We start from the raw sequence: 24,570 nt of genomic DNA, 5'->3' as shown, positions 1-24,570 counted from the left end.
TCAGTGCCGGAGAATTCGTTGTGTTAGAACGCTTATCATGGAAAACGCTGGCTCTCGAGCTGGCTCTTTTTTGTCTGCCTGCATTACTCCTGGGTGCCTTCATCGGCTATCTTCCGTGGCTATTGCTGATTTCAGCTGTCGCGGCGCTGGTTTGGAATTTCTATAATCAACTTAAGTTATCTCACTGGTTGTGGTTAGACCGTAGCATGACACCACCTGCTGGTCGCTGGAGCTGGGAGCCTTTATTTTACGGCTTGTACCAAATGCAGTTGCGAAATCGTCGGCGTCGGCGCGAACTGGCTTTGCTTATCAAACGTTTCCGCAGTGGTGCCGAATCATTGCCTGACGCGGTAGTTATTACCACAATTGATGGCAATATCTTCTGGTGTAACGGTTTAGCTCAGCAGTTGTTAGGGTTTCGTTGGCCGGAGGATAACGGCCAACATATCCTTAATTTATTGCGCTACCCAGAATTCAGCCAATATCTGCAACAACAAGAGTTCTCCCGCCCGTTGACTCTGCAACTGAACAATGGTTATTACGTCGAATTTCGTGTGATGCCTTATTCAGAAGGGCAATTATTGATGGTTGCCCGTGATGTTACCCAGATGCGGCAGTTGGAAGGTGCAAGGCGTAATTTCTTTGCCAACGTCAGTCATGAATTGCGTACGCCACTGACGGTGTTGCAAGGTTATCTGGAAATGATGAATGACCAAGAGCTGGTTGGGCCATTACGGGATAAAGCACTGGGGACCATGCAAGAGCAGACTAAGCGAATGGATGGATTGGTAAAACAGCTCTTGACGCTATCACGAATTGAAGCGGCACCTAATGTGGATATGAATGAGCGGGTGGATATTCCGTTGATGCTGAAAGTGTTACAGCATGAAGTTCAGGCTCTCAGTAACGGACGACATGAGATTACCTTCCGGGTTAACGACCAATTAAAAGTGTTTGGTAACGAAGACCAACTGCGCAGTGCGGTATCAAATCTGGTTTATAACGCCGTCAATCACACGCCTGTTGGTACCCAAATTGAGGTGTGTTGGCAGCAAACGCCACAAGGTGCACAATTTCAGGTCAGCGATAATGGGCCGGGAATCGGTCCTGAACATGTTCCACGGCTAACGGAGCGGTTCTATCGGGTGGATAAAGCCCGATCACGGCAAACGGGGGGCAGTGGATTAGGGCTGGCAATTGTGAAACATGCATTGAGTCATCACGATGCACGTTTAGAGGTCATGAGCGAAGTCGGTCTGGGGACTCGATTTATCTTTACCTTGCCGAATCGATTGATTGTTCCCGCAGTTTTAGCCGAGAATGCAGTCAAATCCTAAAAACTGCATGGATACCAAGCTGATGAAATGGGCAAAACTGACGTTGTTGCATGTCATGCTATGGTTTAGCCATGCCGTTTTAGCGCAACCTGAAGCGGTATTTTCCCCTCCGGTTGCTGTTTTGCCGATGGCTTCCGTGCCTGCCACCAATACCTTATCAGGCAACCTCTCCAGTGTGGGTTCTGACACCTTAGCCAATCTGATGTCCTTGTGGGCAGATGATTTTAATCATCACTATCCTGGTGTTAATTTGCAAATTCAGGCGGCAGGTTCCTCTACTGCCCCTGCGGCGTTAGCTGTCGGTGCCGCCCAGCTTGGTCCGATGAGCCGCCCAATGAAAGCGGGTGAGATCAACGCATTTATTCAACGTTATGGCTATCCGCCACTGGCAGTTCCTGTGGCAGTTGATGCATTGGTGGTGTTTGTTCATCAGGATAACCCACTGAACAAACTGACTTTACCTCAGCTTGATGCTATTTTTTCGCAAAATCGCCGATGTGGAGAGCCACACCAGATTCAGCGCTTTGGTGAGTTGGGATTGGAAGGGGCGTGGGCGGCGCGTTCCTTACAACGTTATAGCCGGAACTCAGCTTCGGGGACCTATGGATACTTCAAACATAAGGTACTGTGCGATGGTGATTTTATAAATAATGTCAATGAGTTGCCAGGGTCCGCCTCTGTGGTACAGGCGGTGGCTGGCTCATTGAATGGCATTGGCTATGCCAGTATTGGTTTTCGTAACAGTGGTGTTAAACCGTTGTCACTGGCGGCGGTGGGGCAAGATTTTGTGATGCCAACTCCTGAGAATGTTAAAGATGGCCGCTACCCTTTATCACGTTATCTGTATATTTATATCAATAAAGCTCCGGGCCAGCCACTGGAGCCATTGACTGCGGCGTTCCTTGAGCGGGTTCTATCACCTGAGGGGCAAAAGAGGGTCACCCATGACGGTTATCTCCCCCTGCCTCCCGAGATACTGATTCACACCCGAAAAGCGTTAGGTTTTACTGATTAAGGTGTTTCAGTCGTCGTTTTTTGCCTATGCAATCTTGCATCATTTCTGTGCGTAAAATGATCAACCTCTCCTGAGTATTCGTCACCAGATTGGCGGTAAATTGTTAACGACTGGCTACAAATAATACAAATCATATGGCGTGTATTTCTTAAAACATGGCATGATTAACTGGTTTGATAACATTATCTGGATGATGGCTCTGCTTTTATGATCCCGACTTGCCTTTCTCCGCTATAAACGGTCTACTTAGCGCCGTTGTTGGCCTATTCCACCTGCAAATAACTTCAAAAACACTGCATACTGACGAAATAGATTGCTTATTAACCGCCGGAGTTTGCGTTTATCAGAGCTTTGTATCGTTTCGATCACGTAGGAAAGACCACAACTTAGAACTTTTCCTTTTGGTCATTTAACTAGGCAACGCACATCACTATGAGTCATCGTTTATCGTCTAAAGATATTATGGCATTAGGTTTTATGACCTTCGCCTTATTCGTTGGAGCTGGCAACATCATCTTCCCGCCGATGGTTGGTTTACAATCGGGTGAACATGTATGGTGGGCAGCTCTTGGCTTCCTGATAACCGCGGTTGGCTTACCGGTTATTACCATTATCGCACTGGCCCGGGTGGGCGGGGGGATTGATGCCCTGAGTAGCCCAATTGGCCGTAGTGCTGGTTTGGTACTGGCTACCGTCTGTTATTTGGCTGTCGGCCCACTGTTTGCCACGCCACGAACCGCAACAGTTTCCTTCGAAGTGGGCATCGCCCCTTTGACTGGTGATGGCCCGTTGCCGCTGTTTATTTATAGTGTGGTTTATTTCGCGCTGGTGATTGGCATTTCGCTCTATCCGGGGCGTTTGCTGGACACCGTCGGTCATATTCTGGCCCCACTGAAAATTCTGGCGCTTGCTATCTTGGGTATCGCGGCGTTGATTTGGCCTGCCGGTCCGTTGATTTCAGCCACTGATGCCTATCAGAACGTGCCTTTCTCCTCCGGTTTCGTTAATGGTTATCTGACCATGGATACCTTAGGTGCCTTGGTCTTTGGTATCGTTATCGTCAATGCGGCCCGTTCGCGTGGAGTGGTTTCCGCAGGGCTGCTGACGCGCTATACCATTTGGGCAGGATTGATTGCCGGTATCGGTTTGACGCTCGTTTACTTGAGCTTGTTTAAACTTGGCAGTGGCAGTGGCAGCCTGACGCCTGACGCACAGAATGGCGCAGTCGTGTTGCATGCTTATGTTCAGCACACCTTTGGTGGTTTGGGCAGTGTGTTCCTGGCCGCATTGATTTTCATTGCCTGTATGGTGACCGCTGTGGGCCTAACGTGTGCCTGTGCTGAATTCTTTGCTCAGTACTTGCCGCTGTCTTATCGGGCGCTGGTATTCATTCTCGGTATCTTCTCAATGATGGTATCGAATTTGGGCTTGAGTCACCTAATTCAGATTTCCATTCCGGTACTGACAGCTATATATCCACCATGCATCGTGCTGGTTTTGATGAGCTTTACTTTGCGCTGGTGGCATCATGCCTCACGTATCGTGGCTCCGGTTATGCTGGTTAGTTTGCTGTTCGGTATTCTTGATGCGGTGAAGGCTTCTACGTTCGCGCACTTCCTGCCTGAATGGACTCAGCATCTGCCATTGGCTGAACAAGGTCTGGCGTGGTTATCGCCTTCCCTGCTGGTATTCGTCGTCGTAGGGTTGTACGATCGCCTCTGCTGTCGCCAGGAAGTTGCTGCTAAGCAATAACGGCACAGTTATAGGATTTTTTTAGCCACGGCTCATCCCCGTGGCTTTTTGCTGAAAAAAGACGGGGCAATGTACATGGAATTACCAGTCAAAAATAAGCTGAAACGGGGCCTGACGACCCGTCATATCCGCTTTATGGCATTAGGGTCAGCAATAGGTACCGGCTTATTCTATGGTTCGGCTGATGCGATAAGAATGGCAGGGCCTAGTGTGTTATTGGCATACCTGATCGGTGGCGTGGTGGCATTTATCATTATGCGTGCGTTGGGTGAGATGTCAGTGAATAACCCACAGGCCAGTTCTTTCTCGCGCTATGCACAAGATTACCTTGGGCCAATGGCGGGCTATATCACCGGCTGGACGTATTGCTTTGAGATTTTGATTGTTGCTATTGCTGATGTGACCGCCTTCGGTATCTATATGGGGGTCTGGTTCCCGGACGTGCCTCATTGGGTATGGGTGCTGAGTGTGGTGCTGATTATTGGCGCAGTTAATATGATGAGTGTCAAAGTCTTCGGTGAGCTGGAGTTCTGGTTCTCATTCTTTAAAGTTGCCACCATCATCATCATGATTCTGGCCGGGTTTGGTATCATTATTTGGGGTATTGGTAACGGTGGACAGCCGACCGGTATTCATAATTTATGGACTAACGGCGGCTTCTTCAGTAACGGTTTCGTCGGCATGATCCTATCATTGCAACTGGTGATGTTTGCTTATGGTGGTATTGAGATTATCGGTATTACCGCCGGAGAAGCGGAAAATCCAAAAAGCTCCATTCCGAAAGCAATTAACTCAGTGCCGTGGCGTATCCTGGTGTTCTACGTCGGGACCCTGTTTGTCATCATGTCTATCTACCCTTGGAATCAGGTGGGCACGAACGGTAGCCCATTTGTACTGACCTTCCAGCATATGGGGATTACCGTTGCGGCAGGTATTCTCAATTTTGTGGTGATCACCGCTTCATTATCTGCCATTAACAGTGATGTCTTTGGTGTCGGGCGTATGTTGAACGGAATGGCGGAACAGGGCCACGCACCAAAAGCCTTTGCGGCAATATCCAAGCGTGGTGTGCCTTGGGTGACGGTGTTGGTGATGATGTTTGCCATGCTGATTGCGGTTTATCTGAACTACATCATGCCGGAAAATGTATTCCTGGTTATCGCATCGCTGGCGACTTTTGCCACTGTATGGGTATGGATCATGATTTTGTTTTCCCAGATTGGTTTCCGGCGTTCATTAAGCAAAGAACAGATTAAGGCGCTGGATTTCCCACTGCGTGGCGGCACCTTTACTTCGGTGCTGGCAATCATTTTCCTGGTGTTTATCATCGCTCTGATTGGCTGGTTCCCGACAACCCGCATTTCACTGTATGTAGGGTTAGTGTGGATTGCATTGCTGTTGGTGGGGTATTACTTGAAAGTGCGCCATCAAAAGAAACAGCTAGAGCTTGCCAAAGAAACTGAGTAATACTGAGTCAATACCTACTATCAAGCCGGGAGATTTCTCGGCTTTTTTTGCTCTATACAATCTGGGGCATTCTGCTATTTACCTACATACTTCTCCTCCCCCAATCTCATCCCTGATATTTATAGTGACAGATGAGGGGGAAGCAGCCACTACATGACATTATTTATATCGGCGAGCTGTATATTCAGATAAATCGCCTATCTCAGGTGAATGTGTCGCGGCGTTAATGTCTGCACCAGATAGCCTTAACAGGAATGGTTTTGGTTAACGCAGGAGAATTTTATGCTTAGTGGTTGGCATCTTCCGGTCCCGCCTTTTGTTCGTCAGCGAGGCGACGCATTACAGATTACTTTATGGTTGCATGGCGAATGGTTGCATGGCGACACATTACCAGCACAGGTTTTCTTACGCTGCGAACCGGATAATGAAGAATGGCTACTGACGATGAAAGGCCAACAGCGTGATGGCTTTTGGTGTTATCGCGCGACGCTGCCTTTACATGAAGGGCAACCTACACGGCGCTACTGTTTTAAACTGTTATGGGATGACGACCAACAATGGTTCGGCCCGCTGGGATTCTCGCGGGTTCCTCCGGCGCAACTGGCTCAGTTTGCCATTGATATGCCCGACAGTGGCCCTGACTGGGTGGCCGACCAAGTCTTTTATCAGATATTCCCCGATCGGTTTGCCAGTAGTCAGGGTGGGCACGGCGTGCAAAATGCGAGTTATCATCATCACGCTGCGGGTCATTCGGTGGCTCGTCGTGCATGGCAACAACCATTGGATGACACTAATGCCGCTTCAACATTCTATGGCGGTGACCTGGCGGGTATCAGCCAAAAAATCCCTTATTTGCAACAGCTTGGCGTTACTGCGTTGTATCTAAATCCAATTTTTACCGCACCCAGCGTACATAAATATGATACGCAAGATTATTATCAGATAGATCCCTATCTGGGCGGCGAGGCGGCTTTTCTGCAATTACGTCTGGCTACCCGTGAGGCCGGCATAAAATTGGTACTTGATGGGGTGTTTAATCATACCGGTGATTCCCATCATTGGTTTGATAGGCACCAGCAAGGGGATAATGGGGCTTGTCATCATCAGGACTCACCTTATCGGGGCTGGTTTAATTTCTTCCCCGATGGGCGAGCGTTGGATTGGAAAGGTAATGCCAGCTTGCCAAAACTCAACTTCGCGAGTGAGGACGTGGTAAATCAAATCTATCGGGGCGACGATAGTGTGGTGCGTTATTGGTTACGCCCCCCTTACAGCATTGATGGTTGGCGGTTAGATGTGGTGCATATGTTGGGGGAGGAGGGCGGAGCAAAAGGGAATTTGCGCCATTTAGCCGGTATTTATCAGGCAGCAAAAGAAGAAAATCCGCAGGCCTATATTCTGGGGGAACACTTTGGTGATGCACGTAATTGGTTACATGCCGGTGTAGAAGATTCGGCAATGAATTACATGGGTTTTGCATTACCGGTGCGTGGCTTTTTAGCGGGCCAGGATGTGGCTTATCATCCAATAAAACTCAACGCTGAGGATTGTGCCTACTGGATGGATGAGTACCGAGCCGGATTGCCGCACGGCCATCAGTTGCGTTTATTTAATCAACTGGACAGCCATGATACTGCTCGTTTTATCACGCTACTAAATAATGATAAAGCCCGGATGCAGATGGCGTTGGTGTGGTTATTTAGCTGGATTGGTGTGCCTTGCTTATTTTATGGCGATGAAATTGGTGTTGATGGTGGCAATGATCCGTTCTGCCGCAAACCCTTCCCGTGGGATCAGGCTCAGTGGGATAATGACCTATTGAAGTTATGCCAACGACTGGCGGCTCTACGGCACAAAAGCATGGCGCTGCGGCGTGGTGGTTGTCAGGTGGTTTATGCCAATGGTGACACTTTGGTGTTTATTCGTAGCTACCAACGTGAACGAGTGATGGTCGCGATACAACGTATTAGTGATATCAATGTTTCGTTGCCAGCATCCCCTTTACTCAATGTCGCTAAGTGGCTGCGTCTGGAAGGCTCATCTGAGCTGGATGGCACTGAGTCAGGCGTCAATCTGCACTTGGCTGGCGAGAGTGTCACTTTGTGGCGTGGTGTTGGTGAGCGCTAACTTAATCGTTAGCCAGCAGTGATAGCGATTAAAAGCGGCCAAGCGCCGCTTTTCCTTTTGTTGAGATATTATATATATGATAGGTGATCGTATGGCTAACCAAACAGTGGGCAGGTAATATTCAGCAAAGGGAAAATGATATGAGCACAATTAAACGAAAGGCATTGATCATTGGCGCCTCAAGAGGTTTGGGACTGGGGCTGGTTGACGAACTTAATCGCCGTGGTTGGTCAGTGACTGCGACGACACGCGGTGCTGCGAAAGATACCGCAGCCCATGCCGCCCATTGGCTAACATTGGATATTAATAAACCTGAAAGTATTAAGCAGTTTTTGCCACAGGTACAGGGGCAGATATTCGACCTCATATTTGTTAATGCGGGTATCTCTGGGCCGCAGCATCAATCAGCTCTTGAGGCGCAACCGGAAGATATTCTGGAATTATTCCAAACTAATGCCGTTTCACCTATCCGTATCGCTCAGCATCTGCTGACACAACGTAATCCAACTCAAAGTGTATTGGCCTTTATGTCTTCTCAGTTGGGGAGTATTGGTCACAATGCCTCCGGCCATAAACCTCTCTATTCAGCCAGTAAAGCCGCACTGAATATGATGACCCGTAGTTTGGTTGCTGAAGTGGCCGATCCGGCTCTGACGGTGCTATCGATTCATCCCGGTTGGGTAAAAACGGATATGGGCGGGGATGCGGCACCCCTGACTATTGCGACCAGTGTGAAGGGTGTGGTCGACCAAATTGAGCACGCTTCGGGTAAAGGGGGGCATGGATTTATCGATTATCAGGGGCAGTCATTACCCTGGTGATATATACCCGTCATACTTCAAGCTGCATGTGCGTTGGCTGCTTTCGTTCACCCGAATCACTTACCTGAGTAAGCTCATCGGGATTTACTCGATTGCCGCCTTCCTGTAACTCGAATTATTTAGGGTATATAATGAAGTGGTAAATTCCTCCATCGATATATTGATGGAGGATGAGTTACATTAGTAAGCCATTACTATCAGTAACCGATGGCGGCACCGGCAGGGCGACGGACATCGTTAGCGCCGTACAGGTAACCTTCACGAACTTTGCCGGAAACTGCCGAGTCATTCCCCGAGTTGGCCGGGCTGACACCCTCCACTCCGGCCAAACCCACCAGAATCAGTTCGGCTGCACCCCATGGGTTCTGTTCGACCATCTTATATCCCATGTTTTTCAGCAGATTAAGGCTATCTGCGGATACGCCACGTTGTTCGTAATATACCTCATCAGGTAGCCATTGGTGATGGATGCGTGGTGCATCTACCGCCTCTTGTGGTGCCATGCCATGATCAATGACATTGAGGGCTGTTTGCAGGGTGATGGTGATAATTCGGGAGCCACCCGGAGAGCCTAACACCATAAATGTCTTACCGTCTTTGGTCACTAATGTTGGGCTCATAGACGATAGTGGGCGCTTACCGGGGGCGATGGAGTTGGTTGCCCCCTGTACTAAACCATACAGGTTTTGCTCGCCCACTTTGACGGTGAAATCATCCATTTCATCATTCAGGAAGAAGCCAGTACCTGGGGCAATCACCACGGCACCAAAGCGGCCGTTAACCGTGTAGGTGGTGGAGACCGCATTACCTTCATTATCGACGATAGAGTAGTGGGTAGTTTCTGGTTTTTCATGAGGTTGCATCCCCGGTTGTACTTCTACCGAAGGTGTCGCTTTGTTGGCAACGATTTGCTTGCGGATATCGGCGGCGTAGCTTTTGCTCAACAGGCGATCAATCGGATTCTTAACAAACTCGGGGTCACCGAGGAAAGTATTGCGGTCCATATAGGCATGGCGCATGGCTTCTGTCAGGGTATGAATGTAAGCAGCCGAATTAAAACCCATGCTTTTTAAGTCATAGCCTTCAAGCACATTCAAGGTTTCACATAATGTCACTCCACCGGAACTGGGTGGTGGTGAGGAAACAAATTTATAACCGCGATAACTACAAGTAATAGGGGCAGTTTCAGTGATTTTATAGTTGGCGAAATCAGCGGCAGTGAGGATACCTCCGCCTTTTTTGGCCGCGGCTTCTACCGCTTGAGGTATTTTACCTTGATAGAAAGCATCCGGCCCTTGCTCCGAGATTGCGCTCAGGGTTTCAGCCAGATCAGCCTGAACTAAACGATCTCCCGGTTGCAGTGCTTCACCATCTTTGCGCAAGAAAATACGCGCGGATTCAGGGTCTTGACGGAAACGTTTGACGGTAGTGTCCAGAATGTCAGTATCGGCACGCGTCAGTACAAAGCCCTCACGGGCCAGTTTGATTGCTGGAGCCATCACTTGCTGGCGCGTCAATTTACCGTATTTCTTCTGCGCGCTATCCATTCCCAATACCGTGCCAGGGACGCCGGCTGCCAGATAACCATACAAGCTGGCATCTTTAGTGACTTTTCCCTCTTTATCTAAATACATATCGGCGTTGGCAGCCGCTGGTGCAGTTTCACGGAAGTTTATAAATGTGTCAGTTCCATCGGCAAGGTGAATGGTCATAAAACCACCCCCACCGATATTGCCACAGCATGGGTTTACGACAGCCTGTGCATATCCCACCGCCACTGCGGCATCAACGGCATTGCCACCCATTTTTAAAATATCAGTCCCCACTTGTGAAGCGAGATATTGCGAGGTCACCACCATGCCATGTTTTGCTTCCACCGCCGGTGTAGAGGCCGCATGCAGTGTACCACTGACCAGTAAAGCCAATACAGCCAAGGGTTTGTTCCATTTTTTTAACAACATTCTGACTCCTGTTAGTTCCTGCCCGCCAGGGATGACCTGATCATTTTTGTCTGGCAGCTTAAAAGCGCTGCTTATGGTGTGTGCAAAAAACACACCAGTAATAATTAATAGCAGAATTAATGTTTATGGCTGCTAATTAATTGGCGGCGAAAGGAGAATTTGTCAGTTGTTGCCTGGCAGATAGGTTGATTTATGCTTGAAAGGAGCCAAGATAAATAAAAATAACTTATTGAAAATAAATAAGTATTTACGGGTTTGATACGCTGGGAATGGAAAAGATTATTATATAGACTCTGCGGCGGGTGCTTGAAGCTGTCTGCTTTGGGCATCGTTTGAACCAGTGCTGTAAGTGCCTTGGTAAAAACAGTTGTTGTCATAAAGCAGATAGGAAAAAGCCCCGTACTGAGGTTAATCAATACGAGGCTCCCTAATGCCTAGCAACATTACGGTAGCTTCTTACCTGCTGAAAGGCAAGGCAAGGAGGCTGAATATGCCACAAAAATATCCCCTTCTTACTTGAAGTTACAGCGTTGTTAGCTGCTCTCGTTTACCCGAATCACTTACTTATGTAAGCTCATCGGGATTTACTCGTTTGCCGCCTAGCTGCAACTCCAATTACTTTGGGGATATATCAGTATTGTTGGTATGTCGTCGTTTGGTTTTATATCAGTATAAAAAAAGCCAGTCAGGGTGAACTGACTGGCTTGATACCCCCGAGTAAATCAGGGGCGGCATAAACTGTTATTACAGTTTAGAGGCGTTTTCAGACAGGTATTTAGCTACGCCATCTGGTGATGCGCCCATACCTGCTTTACCTTTCTCCCACTGAGCAGGGCAAACTTCGCCGTGTTCTTCGTGGAATTGCAGTGCATCAACAGTACGGATCATTTCGTCGATGTTACGGCCGATTGGCAGGTCGTTAACGATTTGGCTGCGAACGATACCATTTTTGTCGATCAGGAATGAACCGCGCAGTGCAACGCCAGCTTCTGGGTGTTCAATGCCGTAGGCTTTCTGAATTTCACGTTTGATATCAGCAACCATTGGGTATTTAACTTCACCAATGCCGCCTTTATCAACTGGGGTTTTACGCCATGCGTTGTGCACAAACTCAGAGTCAAAAGAAACACCAACAACTTCAACGCCACGTTTCTGGAATTCTTCGTAACGGTGGTCGAAAGCGATCAACTCTGAAGGACAAACGAAAGTGAAGTCCATTGGCCAGAAGAACAGGACGGCAGGGCGGCCGTTCAGGTGTTTTTTCAGGTTGAAGTTTTCAACGATTTCGCCGCTACCAAGAACAGCAGCTGCTGTAAAATCAGGGGCTTGACGAGTTACCAGAACCATAAATTACTCCTGTTAATAGGGATGGATTAACCAGTTGTCTTAAAAGTATCGGCACAGCATAGGTATTTAAGCGCAATGAATAAAGGGATAAATACCAATCGCTGTGATAGATTTTACCTATCGTTACGACGTTTTTAGTTTCGTAGTCTTGCTAAGATACCCATTCTGGCAGAAAGCGCAAGTGACTTAGTAGCAATAACCATACAAATAAAGATGTTTTAAGCTAGATTTGTTGGCGTTGTGCCTGCAACATCATGGCAGGATAAAACGCCCAAAACAGTTGTTCTAACGGCTGATAGTGTTGTTCTATATCCTGAAAAGAGCCAGCAAGTGCTGCCAGTTTGGGCCGCCGATTAGCCATACCTTGTAACACATCAGCTATAAAGGGTAGTTCAGCATAGCGTTCCAGCCAACGCTCCTGCCACAGATAGGCATTAAGGTGCTGAAAGCGCGCGGGTGTCTGTGGTAAATGGGGCACAATCTGGTTTTGCGCATGCTGGATAAACCCGGGCAGCGTGTAGTCCGGCACCAGTTTATCCCAATTACGTGCCAGAAAATGATCCCACAGCACATCCAGAGTGATAGGGGCAACTCGGCGGTAATCAGCACTAAAATAGCGACGGGCTTCTTTGACCAGCGGCTGTGCGTCGGTCATGACATCAACGCGGCGATGCATCATAATCCCAGCCACAATCTCAGGGGCATATTCATCTTGTGGATTACCACGGACGAAATCTGCCAGCAGATTGCCCAGTAGGGAACTGTCAGCCAGTGTGGCTAAATGGAGGTGAGCGAGAAAATTCATCTGCAAAGTATATCCCTTCTTACTTGAAGTTGCAGCGGTGTTAGCTGCCGTCATTACGCGGTCAATTTCCTGGCCCACCTCTGCGAAGCTACTGTAAGCCGTGCTCAAATCCGCATCTGGCAGATTTGCCAACTGAATCACTGGTGGGAGTCAGCTTATCGAGATGCGTTCATTTACTGCCTGGCTGCGACGACAATTATTTTGGCTATAGCAAATGACCACCAATTGTCCTTATTTCTTGCAGCCAGCCCTTGAGGGCTCTAGACTAGCGGCCTGTTTTTGTGAACCGGCTCCAATCATACTCGTGAGCTGGGTCTGTTCTGATATCAAGTGGAAAGCTATGCGTGTTGCCGATTTTTCTTTTGAGCTGCCGGAATCTCTGATTGCCCATTACCCCCAGCCCCAGCGTAGCGGTTGCCGCTTACTGTCACTGGATGGCCCGACGGGAACGTTAACGCACGGCATTTTCACCGATTTGCTGGATAAACTGACGCCCGGCGATCTGCTGGTATTTAACAATACCCGCGTTATTCCAGCGCGCTTGTTTGGCCGTAAAGCCAGTGGCGGTAAGCTTGAAGTGTTAGTAGAACGTGTTTTGGACGATCATCGTGTACTGGCCCATGTAAAAGCCTCCAAAGCACCTAAACCGGGCGCTGAACTGCTGTTGGGCGATGACGAAAGTATTCGAGCCACGATGTTGGCACGCCATGACACCTTGTTCGAGTTGCGTTTTGACGATGAGCGGGATGTTTTTACTATCCTAAATGCCGTCGGCCATATGCCTTTGCCTCCTTATATTGACCGCCCTGATGAAGATGCTGACCGTGAATTGTACCAAACAGTCTACAGTGAGCGCCCTGGGGCAGTCGCCGCACCAACGGCCGGTTTACATTTTGATGAGCCAATGCTGGCCGCACTGCGCGAGAAAGGCATTGAGATGGCTTTCGTTACGCTACATGTCGGCGCGGGGACGTTCCAACCCGTGCGTGTAGACACCATTGAAGAGCACATCATGCATTCCGAGTATGCAGAGGTACCTCAAGATGTGGTAGATGCTGTTTTGGCTTGTAAGGCGCGTGGCAATCGTGTCGTGGCGGTTGGGACCACCTCGGTACGCTCATTGGAAAGTGCCGCTAAGGCGGCAGAGAACAGCCTGATTGCTCCGTTCTTTGGTGACACCCGTATCTTTATCTACCCGGGTTATCACTACCAGGTTGTGGATGCTTTAGTGACCAACTTCCATTTACCTGAATCAACATTAATAATGTTGGTGTCTGCTTTCGCTGGGTATAAAAATACCATGAATGCATACCAGCAAGCGGTGGCGGAACAATACCGCTTTTTCAGTTACGGCGATGCGATGTTTATCAGCCGTAATCCACGGGCACCGCAAGAGACGGTTAACCTGTAAATTTTAGGTCACACATATTGTGTGATCCGGCAATAACAACATTAGACTGTTTCTCTAATGCTGGAGGTTATGTGAAGTACGAATTACAAACAACTGATGGGCGCGCCCGTCGTGGTCGTCTAATCTTTGAACGTGGCGTGGTAGAAACCCCGGCATTTATGCCTGTTGGCACCTATGGCACAGTTAAAGGGATGACACCGGAAGAAGTAAAAGAGACCGGTGCGCAGATTTTGCTGGGTAACACTTTTCACCTGTGGTTGCGTCCAGGTCAGGAAATCATGAAGTTGCATGGTGACTTACATGATTTCATGCAGTGGCATGGCCCGATTCTGACTGACTCCGGCGGCTTCCAGGTATTCAGCTTGGGTGCGATGCGCAAAATCAAAGAAGAAGGGGTGACGTTCCAAAACCCGATCAACGGCGATAAAGTGTTCCTTAGCCCAGAAAAATCAATGGAAATTCAGTACGATCTCGGCTCCGATATCGTGATGATTTTTGATGAATGCACCCCCTATCCCGCGGACTGGGATTATGCCAAGCGTTCGATGGAGATGTCATTGCGCTGGGCTGCCCGTAGTCGCCAACGCTTTGATGAACTGAACAATAAAAATGCATTGTTTGGTATTATTCAGGGTGGCGTTTACGAAGATTTACGTGATGTGTCAGTAAAAGGGCTGGTAGATATCGGTTTTGATGGTTACGCTGTGGGCGGTTTGGCGGTGGGTGAGCCAAAAGAAGATATGCATCGTATTTTGGAGCATGTTTGCCCGCAGATTCCGGCGGATAAACCACGTTATCTGATGGGCGTGGGGAAACCAGAGGATCTGGTAGAAGGTGTGCGCCGTGGTATCGACATGTTTGACTGTGTGATGCCTACGCGTAATGCCCGTAACGGCCATTTGTTCGTGACGGACGGTGTGGTAAAAATCCGTAATGCCAAGCATAAGAATGATGTTGCAACGTTGGATGAACATTGTGATTGCTACACTTGTCGCAATTATAGTCGTGCCTACTTGCATCATCTTGACCGTTGCAACGAAATACTGGGTGCGCGACTGAATACTATTCATAACCTGCGTTACTACCAACGCTTAATGGCGGGTTTACGTCAGGCTATTGAAGAGGGTAAATTAGAGGTCTTCGTTGAAGATTTCTATGGTCGGATTGGGAAACCTGTTCCGCCATTAAATGCCTGATTTTAAAATTATTGCCTTTGTATTTGTAGATCTAACAGTTACGATTTACCGTTTCTGTTTTATCGCACTGATTTCACATTACTGATATTGATAACAATGAGGGAATTTTAATGAGTCTTTTCATTTCCGATGCTGTCGCATCCGCTGGGGCTCCGGCTCAAAGCAGCCCGTACTCCCTGGTGATTATGCTGGTGGTATTTGGTCTTATTTTCTACTTCATGATCCTGCGTCCACAGCAAAAACGTGCCAAAGAACACAAAAAACTGATGGATTCTATTGGTAAAGGTGATGAAGTGCTAACCACGGGTGGTTTACTTGGTCGTGTAACTAAAGTTGCGGAAACGGGTTATATCGTAATCGCACTGAACGACACCACTGAAGTGATGATCAAACGTGACTTCGTTGCTGCCGTTTTACCGAAAGGTACAATGAAGGCTCTGTAATTTTCGATTTTCCCGAAGGGAATTGCCGTGTTAAACCGTTATCCTTTGTGGAAGTATCTGATGCTGATCGTTGTGATCTTCATCGGTCTGCTATACGCACTTCCCAACCTTTATGGTGAGGATCCGGCTGTTCAAATCACTGGTGCGCGAGGAATCGCCGCCAGTGAAACAACGCTGGTCCAAGTCCGTGACGTTTTAGAAAAAGACAACATAGCGAGCAAGTCTATTGCGCTGGAGAACGGTGCAATCCTGGCTCGCTTTAGAGATCCTGACGTCCAGTTGCGTGCCCGTGAGGCACTGATGGCTGCGATGGGTGACAAATACGTTATCGCGCTGAATCTGGCTCCGGCAACACCCTCTTGGCTTGCCAAGTTAGGTGCAGAGCCGATGAAGCTGGGTCTTGACCTGCGCGGCGGTGTGCACTTCCTGATGGAAGTGGATATGGATACTGCGCTGGGCAAACTGCAAGAGCAAACGATGGATACCTTGCGCACAGATCTGCGTGAGAAAAATATCCCGTATGCCACGGTGCGTAAGCTTGATAACTATGGTGTTGAAGTGCGTTTTCGCGACGATAAAACCCGCGATGATGCCGTCAGCTACCTCTCTTCTCGCCACCGTGATCTGGTCATTGGCTCCAATGGTAGCAATACCTTAAAGGCAGTGATGACTGATGACCGTCTGCGGGAAGCGCGTGAATATGCAGTTCAACAAAACATTACTATCCTGCGTAACCGGGTTAACCAGTTAGGTGTAGCCGAGCCGTTGGTTCAGCGCCAGGGATCGGATCGTATTGTGGTTGAATTACCGGGTATTCAGGATACCGCGCGTGCCAAAGAGATTCTTGGTGCGACGGCAACACTTGAATTCCGTCTGGTAAATAGCAATGTTGATGCCTCTGTTGCTGCCTCCGGTCGGGTACCGGGTGATTCAGAAGTCAAAAATACCCGTGAAGGTCGCCCGGTTGTCTTGTACAAGCGCGTTATCCTGACCGGTGACCATATTACTGACTCAACCTCCAGCACCGACGAATATAACCAAGCTCAGGTTAATATCTCGCTCGATAGCGCCGGTGGTTCTCTGATGTCTAATTTTACCAAAGACAACATCGGCAAGCCGATGGCGACTTTGTTCGTAGAATATAAAGACAGCGGCAAAAAAGATGCTAATGGCCGAGCGATTCTGGTTAAGCAGGAAGAAGTTATCAACGTAGCGACTATTCAGTCACGCTTGGGTAACAGCTTCCGTATTACTGGCATTGATAACCCGGCTGAAGCTCGTCAGCTTTCCCTGTTGCTGCGTGCTGGTGCTCTGATTGCACCTATCCAGATTGTGGAAGAGCGTACTATCGGGCCAACTTTGGGGTCACAGAACATCACCCAAGGTCTGGAAGCTTGCTTGTGGGGCCTGGCGGTATCTATCCTGTTTATGGTGATTTACTACCGTAAATTTGGTGTGATTGCCAGTACGGCGCTATTGGCTAACCTGGTGTTGATCGTGGGTGTGATGTCCTTGTTACCGGGGGCGACATTAACCATGCCGGGTATTGCCGGGATCGTATTGACATTGGCGGTAGCAGTTGATGCTAACGTACTAATTAATGAGCGAATAAAAGAAGAGTTCAGGAACGGGCGGACGATCCAGCAAGCGATTCATGAAGGGTACAAAGGTGCCTTCTCAAGTATCGTCGATGCGAACGTAACGACGCTTATCACGGCAATTATTCTTTATGCTGTGGGTACCGGTTCGATTAAAGGCTTTGCCATTACAACGGCAATCGGTGTTATAACGTCAATGTTCACCGCTATAGTCGGTACTCGTGCCATCGTCAACCTGCTTTACGGCGGCAAGCGCATTAACAAGCTGTCTATTTGAGGAGTACGTTGTGGCACAGGATTATACTGTTGAACAACTGAACTATGGCCGTAAAGTCTATGACTTTATGCGCTGGGATTACGTCGCTTTCGGCGTCTCGTTGTTGCTGTTGGTGGCATCGATTGTGGTGATGTCCACTAAAGGGTTCAACTGGGGTCTGGATTTCACCGGTGGTACGGTGATTGAAATTAACCTGGAAAAACCTGCGGATCTGGATCAACTGCGTGACACGTTGGAAAAAGCGGGCTTTGAATCGCCAATTCTGCAAAACTTTGGTAGCACCCGTGATGTGATGGTACGTATGCCACCCGCCACCGGAACTGCCGGGCAGGAATTGGGCAACAAAGTCATCTCTGTTATTAATGAGTCAGTTGATAAGAATGCTTCGGTAAAACGTATCGAATTCGTCGGGCCAAGTGTGGGCAGCGATTTAGCCCAGGCAGGCGGCATGGCGTTGATAGTCGCGTTACTGTGTATTCTAGTTTATGTTGGTTTCCGTTTTGAATGGCGTCTGGCGCTGGGGGCGGTTATCGCTTTGGCCCATGACGTGGTCATTACCATGGGGATCTTGTCGTTATTCCAGATTGAGATCGATCTGACCATCATTGCTTCATTGATGTCGGTTATTGGTTACTCACTAAACGACAGTATCGTGGTATCGGATCGTATTCGTGAGAACTTCCGCAAAATCCGTCGCGGTACGCCTTATGAAATCATGAACGTGTCTCTGACCCAGACCTTAAGTCGTACTATTATGACCTCTGCAACTACGCTGATGGTGGTATTGATGCTGTTCATCTTCGGTGGTGCGATGCTGCAAGGCTTCTCACTGACGATGTTGATCGGTGTTTCCATCGGTACCGTTTCATCCATCTACGTTGCGTCCGCGCTGGCGTTGAAACTGGGTATGAAACGTGAACACATGTTGCAGCAGAAAGTTGAGAAAGAAGGCGCAGACCAACCTTCAATCCTGCCTTAAGTTGTAAGTGGTAGTACGAAAAGAAAGCCCTGATACAATTAGTATCAGGGCTTTTTTATTCGTGTATTAACCTAATGCTTCCGCCCCATTTATTTGCAGTGTAAATATTATCGCGTTATCTTTATTTTATTGAGTAATTTGTTTTCTCTATGAATATTTATTTAATTTTTATCCATGGTTTAATTGAGTAAGAGTAAAAAATCATTAATTTTATTTTTATAAAAACTATATAAGTAATTCGATAGTTAATTATTTTAATATTATTTATTATTCTAACTTGATTTATATGCTTAATGTAGTTGGATGATGTGAGTAAATTATCGGAGAATATATGAGTGATGTGAATTTTAACGGAGTTTACATAGCTAATGATATGATATATAAGTGTTTTGATGATATTCTACAAGGAAGCGATGATTGTGATTTTGTGTGTGGTGTTAAACGTGAGCTTAATGATATTTTTGAATCATTTAAGATTAAATATGATTTTAATCAAAAGTCAAAGTTTAATGAATTTGAGATCAATTTGGGTAAAAGTGATAATGAAATTGATCTTGTAACACTCATTAATAATTATATGGGGAGTGAGAATAAGCTTACGAGTAGAGTAAATGGTATTCATTATAATTTTATTAAAAGTATTAACTTGAATTTTAATCAATCAACACTTAGTAAAAAATATGAACTTACTTTAAATCATAACGGTCGTTATGATTTAATAAAAAGAGAGTCGCCAACCTCCGTGGTTAAAAGTGCCGGTTATAATGATTTTATTTCTTACCTAAATATATCAGTTGGAACTCCAAGTGAGCAGGTAATAAACGTAAAGTCTTTAAAAAATGAAAATGTGGGGTTTGAATATTGTCAGGGTGATGAAATAGTAGATATATGCAGTGCAAATTTCCCTAAGTGGAAGGATGTTATAATTACTCATGGAAGAGGTGGGTTGAGTAATAGTGAATGGAATGAAAATTATAATTCAATCAAATCGGAAAACTCTGGAAAAGGATGTAAATTTTGGAATGAATATTATACGTTAACAATAACTAATACTACATTACCGCAAGCTTTAGAGAATGATTTAATTTATCTTAAAAATAGAATAATCCCAAGTATATCCGATATGATTAAAGTGGTAATGGATAAAGCATACCCCCCTTCAAAGGGATTATGGGGGCGATTAATTGATTTTATTGTTGCTCATTTATTTCCTTCACTATCTAAGGAAGTAAATGAGAAAATGATTAAGTCTAAAAGTGAACTTGAAGATTTTTATTTGTTACTATTGGGTGCAAAAAAAGAAGTGCAAGATGCAGAGCAAAATATAGACAAAGCCCCCTGTATTTATCACTTGGCCCTTCAGTTATTAAAACAATGCATACCTGCGCAATACCCTTTCGACCCTCTCAATATATTATCCCCAGATCGTAAAGTTTGGTTAGCACTGCAAAAGGAATGGCTAGAGCCGCTAAAGCCACCAAACCAGAACCCGCTCAATAGTTGAATAAAGATAAACTGCCGTTTCCGCACTTTGTTGTCGTGGCAGTTCGCGGTAAACTGGGGCTAAGTTTTGGCTCACTCATCAGGAAGCACTATGCATTGCCCGTTTTGTGCCGCTGTGGATACTAAAGTCATTGACTCCCGTCTGGTGAGCGATGGTTCGCAAGTGCGCCGTCGCCGCCAGTGTTTAGATTGTAATGAACGTTTTACCACTTTTGAAGTGGCAGAACTGGTGCTACCGCGCGTGGTTAAAAGTGATGATGTGCGCGAACCCTTCAACGAAGATAAATTACGGCGTGGCATGCTGAAAGCATTAGAAAAGCGTCCGGTTAGCTCTGATGATGTCGAAACAGCAATAAGTCATATCAAATCCCAATTGCGCGCCACGGGCGAGCGGGAAGTTCCGACGAAAATGGTGGGTAACCTGGTGATGGAAGCCCTCAAACGGCTCGATAAAGTGGCCTATATTCGCTTCGCCTCGGTCTATCGTAGCTTTGAAGATATTCGTGAATTCGGTGAAGAAATTGCCCGTTTGCAGGATTAATTCGCGCCAAATGGTTATTTAGCGAGGGTCGCGCAGCCATAAAGCGGCGCAATAAACGTAAGGAAAGCCATGCAGACTGATGAGTTCTATATGGCCCGCGCTTTTGAACTCGCGCGGTTAGGGCGGTTTACTACCTCGCCAAACCCAAATGTTGGGTGTGTGTTGGTGCGTGATGGTGAAATTGTCGGCGAAGGGTATCATCTGCGTGCCGGAGAGCCACACGCCGAAGTACATGCATTACACATGGCGGGTGAAAAAGCGCGCGGTGCAACGGCTTATGTCACCCTTGAGCCTTGTAGTCACCACGGGCGCACGCCGCCTTGTGCGGATGCACTGGTGGCCGCTGGTGTAACCCGAGTCGTGGCGGCAATGCAGGACCCCAATCCGCAAGTTGCCGGGCGCGGGTTATATAAATTGAAACAGGCCGGGGTTGCAGTCGACCACGGTTTGATGTTGGCGGAAGCTGAAGCCGTGAATCTTGGTTTCCTAAAGCGGATGCGTACCGGTTTTCCTTATTTGCAATTGAAAATGGCGGCATCATTAGATGGACGTACCGCGATGGCCTCGGGTGAAAGCCAGTGGATTACGTCGCCACAGGCACGCCAGGATGTGCAGCGTTTTCGAGCTGAGAGTTCGGCGATTCTCAGTACCAGTGCCACCGTAATAGCGGATGACCCTTCGCTCACGGTGCGCTGGTCGGAGTTAGATGCCCAAACGCAAGCCTTGTATCCCCAAGATTCGCTGCGCCCACCGGTTCGGATTATATTGGATAGCCATAACCGTGTAACGCCTGAACACCAAGTGACACAACAAAATGGCCCATGCTGGCTGGCGCGCGTTGAGGCGGATCAGCAGCCATGGCCAGATAATGTCGAGCAGTTATTGTTACCTCGCCATGGTAATGGTGTGGATTTGGTATTATTGATGATGCAACTTGGCAAGCGGCAAATTAACTCAGTGTGGGTTGAAGCCGGGCCACAACTGGCAGGCGCACTATTACAGGCCGGTGTGGTTGATGAGTTAATTCTGTATATCGCGCCAAAACTGTTGGGTAGCGATGCCCGCGGATTGTGCCAGTTGGCTGGATTAACGCATTTAGCACAAGCCCCTGAATTTGTCTTCAGTGATGTACGTCAGGTGGGGCCAGACTTACGTTTGCGTTTGAAACCGAAGTATTAATTGAATTTTCCGGCAGAGTTTCCCGAAGCTCAATCATCGTCTTGCCAAGCGTTTTGTAAATGCGCAGGGGCGGGGCGTGAAAGAATATGATAGAATCCGCCCCCCTGCGGGGTATGAACCCATATTGAGGAAAGCTATGAACGTTATCGAAGGTGTTGTTGCTACTCCTAATGCCCGCGTGGCGATTGCAATTGCGCGTTTTAACAACTTTATCAACGACAGTCTGCTGGAAGGTGCAATTGATGCCCTGAAGCGCATTGGTCAGGTAGCTGATGACAACATTACTGTTGTTTGGGTACCGGGTGCCTATGAGTTGCCGCTGGTTGCCAATGTATTAGCAAAAACAAATCGTTACGATGCGGTAATTGCGCTGGGTACGGTTATCCGTGGGGGAACTGCGCACTTTGAATATGTTGCTGGTGAAGCGAGTTCTGGCTTGGCAAGTGTCGCCATGAATAGCGATATTCCAGTCGCTTTCGGTGTGCTGACCACAGAAAGTATTGAGCAGGCAATTGAGCGTGCTGGTACTAAAGCGGGTAATAAAGGTGCAGAAGCTGCCCTGACCGCACTTGAAATGATTAATGTAATCAAAGCTATTAAAGGCTGAATTTAGTTAAGGGGAATTCCGTGAAACCTGCTGCTCGTCGCCGCGCTCGTGAGTGCGCTGTTCAAGCGCTTTACTCTTGGCAGTTGTCTAAAAACGACATCGCTGATGTTGAATTACAGTTCCTGTCGGAGCAGGATGTCAAAGATGTAGACATCTCCTATTTTCGCGAATTGCTGTCAGGGGTCGCAGTTAATGCCACATCTTTGGATGCGTTAATGACACCTTTTCTTTCCCGCCAGCTCGAGGAATTAGGTCAGGTTGAAAGAGCTATTCTGCGTATTGCACTGTTTGAACTGAGCAAACGTAATGATGTCCCTTATAAAGTGGCAATCAATGAAGCTATCGAACTGGCCAAAACTTTCGGTGCGGAAGATAGTCACAAGTTCGTAAATGGCGTGCTGGATAAAGTAGCTCCGACAGTACGTAAAAAGAAATAATATACCCAAAGTCATTGGCAGCGCTAACACCGCGTCAAGTGAAGAGGGATATGATTAAGGCCGGGAACCGGCCTTAATCATATATCGGTAAACACTCCTGGAATTGTATTATGGCATGTGGCGAATTTGACCTCATTGCCCGCTACTTTGACCGGTTTAGAAGTAATCGCCGGGATGTAGAGCTGGGTATTGGAGACGACTGCGCACTTCTCACAGTGGCAGAAAAACAGCTGTTGGCCATCAGTACGGATACACTGGTGTCGGGCGTTCATTTCCTACCGGATATCGATCCGGCCGATCTTGGTTACAAATCTTTAGCGGTAAACCTTAGCGATTTAGCTGCAATGGGTGCCGATCCTGCCTGGTTATCTCTTGCTCTAACCCTACCCAATGTAAATGAAGACTGGTTGCAGGCATTCAGTGATAGCTTATTTGATCAGCTTAACTATTACGGTATGCAACTGATTGGTGGTGATACGACTCGTGGGCCATTGAGTCTAACGCTGACCATTCAAGGGTTGGTACCGGAAGGGCGGGCATTGACCCGAGCTGGTGCGCGAATTGGTGACTGGATTTATGTTACCGGTACGTTGGGTGACAGTGCCGCAGGACTGGCGATTTTGCAAAATGCGTTGCGAGTTGATAACGAAGCCGATAGGTCTGCATTAATTCACCGTCATTTGCGGCCACAGCCACGCGTGCTGCAAGGGCAGGCATTGCGCGACCTTGCCAGCTCTGCCATTGATATCTCCGATGGGTTGATTTCTGATCTGCAACATATCCTGAAAGCGAGCAATTGTGGGGCGCGTATTGAGTTGGATGCATTGCCTTACTCTGATGCGCTAACACGTCAGGTTGACGCTGAACAGGCTCTACGCTGGGCGTTGAGTGGTGGTGAAGATTATGAGTTGTGCTTTACCGTACCTGAGATAAACCGTGGTGCACTGGATGTCGCGCTCAGTAATACCGGCGCAGGCTATACTTGTATTGGGCAGGTAGGCCCGCAATCGGAAGGTGTTAAATTCTTCCGTGAAGGTAAGGCAGTACAACTGGATTTTCGTGGTTTTGATCACTTCTCAACAGGTAAATCCCATGGATGAAGCCAAACGCCGTTTGCGGTTAACCAATCCTTGGCATTTGCTGGCCACCGGCTTTGGTAGTGGTTTATCACCATGGGCACCCGGTACCATGGGGTCAATTGCGGCAATCCCATTCTGGCTGCTATTGATCCAGCTCCCATGGCAGCTTTATTCTTTGGCTGTGATGTTCAGCATCTGCATTGGTGTCTACATTTGTCATCGTACCGCCAAAGATATGCAGGTTCATGACCATGGCAGTATCGTTTGGGATGAATTTGTCGGCATGTGGATAACCCTGATGGCATTGCCCGTCAATCATTGGCAATGGGTCGCTGCGGGTTTTGTCGCGTTCCGAGTTTTTGATATCTGGAAGCCTTGGCCGATTCGCTGGTTTGATCGCAATGTCCATGGTGGCATGGGGATCATGATCGATGACATTATTGCCGGGGTGATTGCGGCTGCTATTATTTTTGTCGTGGGGCATTACTGGCCAGCAGATCTGTTCTACTGATACCCGTCATCTTTCAAGTTGCAGGTGTGTTGGCTGCATTCGCTTACCCGAATCACTGACTCATGTCAGCTCATCGGGATGCACTTACTTGCCGCCTTCCTGCACCTTGAAATCTATAGGGTATATGTGTGGTCATCTTTCAAGTTGCAGGTGAAATTCGAACCAAGGGAAACACTC

21 protein-coding genes are annotated in these 24,570 nt (G+C 47.7%); 18 read left to right on the top strand and 3 right to left on the bottom strand.

Features of this window, described 5'->3' with window-relative positions; all coding sequences use genetic code 11:
- The first annotated feature begins 20 nt into the window (after positions 1 to 20).
- The 6 genes from phoR to A6J66_011475 all read left to right on the top strand — a co-directional run bounded on the left by phoR (position 21) and on the right by A6J66_011475 (position 8,519).
- Positions 21 to 1,337, top strand: a complete 1,317-nt coding sequence (gene phoR / locus A6J66_011500) for a two-component system sensor histidine kinase PhoR (protein ID PNM24756.1) — start codon at positions 21 to 23, stop codon at positions 1,335 to 1,337.
- A 22-nt stretch (positions 1,338 to 1,359) separates the two neighbouring features.
- Positions 1,360 to 2,352, top strand: coding sequence for a phosphate ABC transporter substrate-binding protein (locus A6J66_011495; GenBank protein ID PNM24755.1), 993 nt, complete (start codon positions 1,360 to 1,362; stop codon positions 2,350 to 2,352).
- Positions 2,353 to 2,784: 432 nt separating this feature from the next.
- Entirely contained in the window at positions 2,785 to 4,104 is a 1,320-nt protein-coding gene (brnQ, locus tag A6J66_011490) for a branched-chain amino acid transport system II carrier protein (GenBank protein ID PNM24754.1), read from the top strand.
- Positions 4,105 to 4,179: 75 nt separating this feature from the next.
- Positions 4,180 to 5,571, top strand: coding sequence for a proline-specific permease ProY (locus A6J66_011485; GenBank protein PNM24753.1), 1,392 nt, complete (start codon positions 4,180 to 4,182; stop codon positions 5,569 to 5,571).
- 282 nt (positions 5,572 to 5,853) lie between these two features.
- Positions 5,854 to 7,698 carry a maltodextrin glucosidase gene (locus tag A6J66_011480; GenBank protein ID PNM24752.1) on the top strand — a complete coding sequence of 615 codons (1,845 nt, stop codon included), beginning with the start codon at positions 5,854 to 5,856 and terminating at the stop codon, positions 7,696 to 7,698.
- A 140-nt stretch (positions 7,699 to 7,838) separates the two neighbouring features.
- A complete protein-coding gene (locus tag A6J66_011475; GenBank protein ID PNM24751.1) occupies positions 7,839 to 8,519 on the top strand; it encodes a short-chain dehydrogenase in 681 nt (226 codons plus the stop codon).
- Positions 8,520 to 8,716: 197 nt separating this feature from the next.
- On the opposite strand, the gene ggt is transcribed toward A6J66_011475, so the two are convergent.
- The 3 genes from ggt to A6J66_011460 form a co-directional block, all read right to left on the bottom strand.
- Positions 8,717 to 10,480, bottom strand: a complete 1,764-nt coding sequence (gene ggt / locus A6J66_011470; protein PNM24750.1) for a gamma-glutamyltransferase — start codon at positions 10,478 to 10,480, stop codon at positions 8,717 to 8,719.
- A 744-nt stretch (positions 10,481 to 11,224) separates the two neighbouring features.
- Positions 11,225 to 11,827, bottom strand: a complete 603-nt coding sequence (locus tag A6J66_011465) for a peroxiredoxin (protein ID PNM24749.1) — start codon at positions 11,825 to 11,827, stop codon at positions 11,225 to 11,227.
- A gap of 223 nt (positions 11,828 to 12,050) precedes the next feature.
- A complete protein-coding gene (locus tag A6J66_011460) occupies positions 12,051 to 12,632 on the bottom strand; it encodes a DUF479 domain-containing protein (protein PNM26984.1) in 582 nt (193 codons plus the stop codon).
- Between the two features lie 340 nt (positions 12,633 to 12,972).
- Between A6J66_011460 and queA the strand changes: the two genes are divergently transcribed.
- From queA to A6J66_011400, 12 genes are all read left to right on the top strand, one after another.
- Positions 12,973 to 14,043, top strand: a complete 1,071-nt coding sequence (gene queA / locus A6J66_011455) for a tRNA preQ1(34) S-adenosylmethionine ribosyltransferase-isomerase QueA (protein PNM24748.1) — start codon at positions 12,973 to 12,975, stop codon at positions 14,041 to 14,043.
- A 71-nt stretch (positions 14,044 to 14,114) separates the two neighbouring features.
- A complete protein-coding gene (locus tag A6J66_011450; GenBank protein PNM24747.1) occupies positions 14,115 to 15,239 on the top strand; it encodes a tRNA guanosine(34) transglycosylase Tgt in 1,125 nt (374 codons plus the stop codon).
- Between the two features lie 110 nt (positions 15,240 to 15,349).
- Positions 15,350 to 15,682 carry a preprotein translocase subunit YajC gene (locus tag A6J66_011445; protein ID PNM24746.1) on the top strand — a complete coding sequence of 111 codons (333 nt, stop codon included), beginning with the start codon at positions 15,350 to 15,352 and terminating at the stop codon, positions 15,680 to 15,682.
- Between the two features lie 27 nt (positions 15,683 to 15,709).
- Positions 15,710 to 17,557 (top strand): protein translocase subunit SecD, encoded by a 1,848-nt coding sequence (secD, locus tag A6J66_011440; GenBank protein PNM24745.1) that lies wholly within the window; start codon positions 15,710 to 15,712, stop codon positions 17,555 to 17,557.
- A gap of 10 nt (positions 17,558 to 17,567) precedes the next feature.
- On the top strand, positions 17,568 to 18,536 hold the full coding sequence (locus tag A6J66_011435; protein ID PNM24744.1) for a protein translocase subunit SecF: 969 nt from the start codon (positions 17,568 to 17,570) through the stop codon (positions 18,534 to 18,536).
- Between the two features lie 331 nt (positions 18,537 to 18,867).
- Complete coding sequence (locus tag A6J66_011430; protein ID PNM24743.1) at positions 18,868 to 20,040, top strand: hypothetical protein; 1,173 nt, start codon at positions 18,868 to 18,870, stop codon at positions 20,038 to 20,040.
- 90 nt (positions 20,041 to 20,130) lie between these two features.
- A complete protein-coding gene (locus A6J66_011425; protein PNM24742.1) occupies positions 20,131 to 20,580 on the top strand; it encodes a transcriptional regulator NrdR in 450 nt (149 codons plus the stop codon).
- Between the two features lie 69 nt (positions 20,581 to 20,649).
- Positions 20,650 to 21,759 (top strand): bifunctional diaminohydroxyphosphoribosylaminopyrimidine deaminase/5-amino-6-(5-phosphoribosylamino)uracil reductase RibD, encoded by a 1,110-nt coding sequence (locus tag A6J66_011420; protein ID PNM24741.1) that lies wholly within the window; start codon positions 20,650 to 20,652, stop codon positions 21,757 to 21,759.
- Positions 21,760 to 21,895: 136 nt separating this feature from the next.
- Complete coding sequence (locus A6J66_011415; protein PNM24740.1) at positions 21,896 to 22,366, top strand: 6,7-dimethyl-8-ribityllumazine synthase; 471 nt, start codon at positions 21,896 to 21,898, stop codon at positions 22,364 to 22,366.
- 20 nt (positions 22,367 to 22,386) lie between these two features.
- The gene (locus tag A6J66_011410) at positions 22,387 to 22,803 is read left to right on the top strand and encodes a transcription antitermination factor NusB (GenBank protein PNM24739.1); all 417 of its coding nucleotides are present in this window, start codon (positions 22,387 to 22,389) and stop codon (positions 22,801 to 22,803) included.
- 110 nt (positions 22,804 to 22,913) lie between these two features.
- A complete protein-coding gene (locus tag A6J66_011405; GenBank protein ID PNM24738.1) occupies positions 22,914 to 23,903 on the top strand; it encodes a thiamine-phosphate kinase in 990 nt (329 codons plus the stop codon).
- Entirely contained in the window at positions 23,896 to 24,393 is a 498-nt protein-coding gene (locus A6J66_011400; protein PNM24737.1) for a phosphatidylglycerophosphatase A, read from the top strand. Before A6J66_011405 ends, A6J66_011400 begins: the two co-directional genes overlap by 8 nt.
- Positions 24,394 to 24,570 lie beyond the last annotated feature (177 nt).

The sequence above is a fragment of the Yersinia enterocolitica genome (genome assembly GCA_002082245.2).
GTDB classification, from domain to species: Bacteria; Pseudomonadota; Gammaproteobacteria; order Enterobacterales; family Enterobacteriaceae; genus Yersinia; species Yersinia enterocolitica_E.
This window is presented reverse-complemented; position numbering and strand designations above follow the sequence as displayed.

Excerpts from the sequence above, each read along its gene's own strand:
- A6J66_011485 (PNM24753.1), top strand. The coding sequence starts at position 4,180 with ATGGAATTACCAGTCAAAAATAAGCTGAAACGGGGCCTGACGACCCGT.
- queA (PNM24748.1), top strand. The coding sequence starts at position 12,973 with ATGCGTGTTGCCGATTTTTCTTTTGAGCTGCCGGAATCTCTGATTGCC.
- A6J66_011400 (PNM24737.1), top strand. The coding sequence starts at position 23,896 with ATGGATGAAGCCAAACGCCGTTTGCGGTTAACCAATCCTTGGCATTTG.
- A6J66_011460 (PNM26984.1), bottom strand. The coding sequence starts at position 12,632 with ATGAATTTTCTCGCTCACCTCCATTTAGCCACACTGGCTGACAGTTCC.
- A6J66_011430 (PNM24743.1), top strand. The coding sequence starts at position 18,868 with ATGAGTGATGTGAATTTTAACGGAGTTTACATAGCTAATGATATGATA.
- brnQ (PNM24754.1), top strand. The coding sequence starts at position 2,785 with ATGAGTCATCGTTTATCGTCTAAAGATATTATGGCATTAGGTTTTATG.
- A6J66_011475 (PNM24751.1), top strand. The coding sequence starts at position 7,839 with ATGAGCACAATTAAACGAAAGGCATTGATCATTGGCGCCTCAAGAGGT.
- A6J66_011425 (PNM24742.1), top strand. The coding sequence starts at position 20,131 with ATGCATTGCCCGTTTTGTGCCGCTGTGGATACTAAAGTCATTGACTCC.
- A6J66_011415 (PNM24740.1), top strand. The coding sequence starts at position 21,896 with ATGAACGTTATCGAAGGTGTTGTTGCTACTCCTAATGCCCGCGTGGCG.
- A6J66_011465 (PNM24749.1), bottom strand. The coding sequence starts at position 11,827 with ATGGTTCTGGTAACTCGTCAAGCCCCTGATTTTACAGCAGCTGCTGTT.
- A6J66_011420 (PNM24741.1), top strand. The coding sequence starts at position 20,650 with ATGCAGACTGATGAGTTCTATATGGCCCGCGCTTTTGAACTCGCGCGG.
- A6J66_011405 (PNM24738.1), top strand. The coding sequence starts at position 22,914 with ATGGCATGTGGCGAATTTGACCTCATTGCCCGCTACTTTGACCGGTTT.
- A6J66_011445 (PNM24746.1), top strand. The coding sequence starts at position 15,350 with ATGAGTCTTTTCATTTCCGATGCTGTCGCATCCGCTGGGGCTCCGGCT.
- ggt (PNM24750.1), bottom strand. The coding sequence starts at position 10,480 with ATGTTGTTAAAAAAATGGAACAAACCCTTGGCTGTATTGGCTTTACTG.
- A6J66_011495 (PNM24755.1), top strand. The coding sequence starts at position 1,360 with ATGAAATGGGCAAAACTGACGTTGTTGCATGTCATGCTATGGTTTAGC.
- A6J66_011480 (PNM24752.1), top strand. The coding sequence starts at position 5,854 with ATGCTTAGTGGTTGGCATCTTCCGGTCCCGCCTTTTGTTCGTCAGCGA.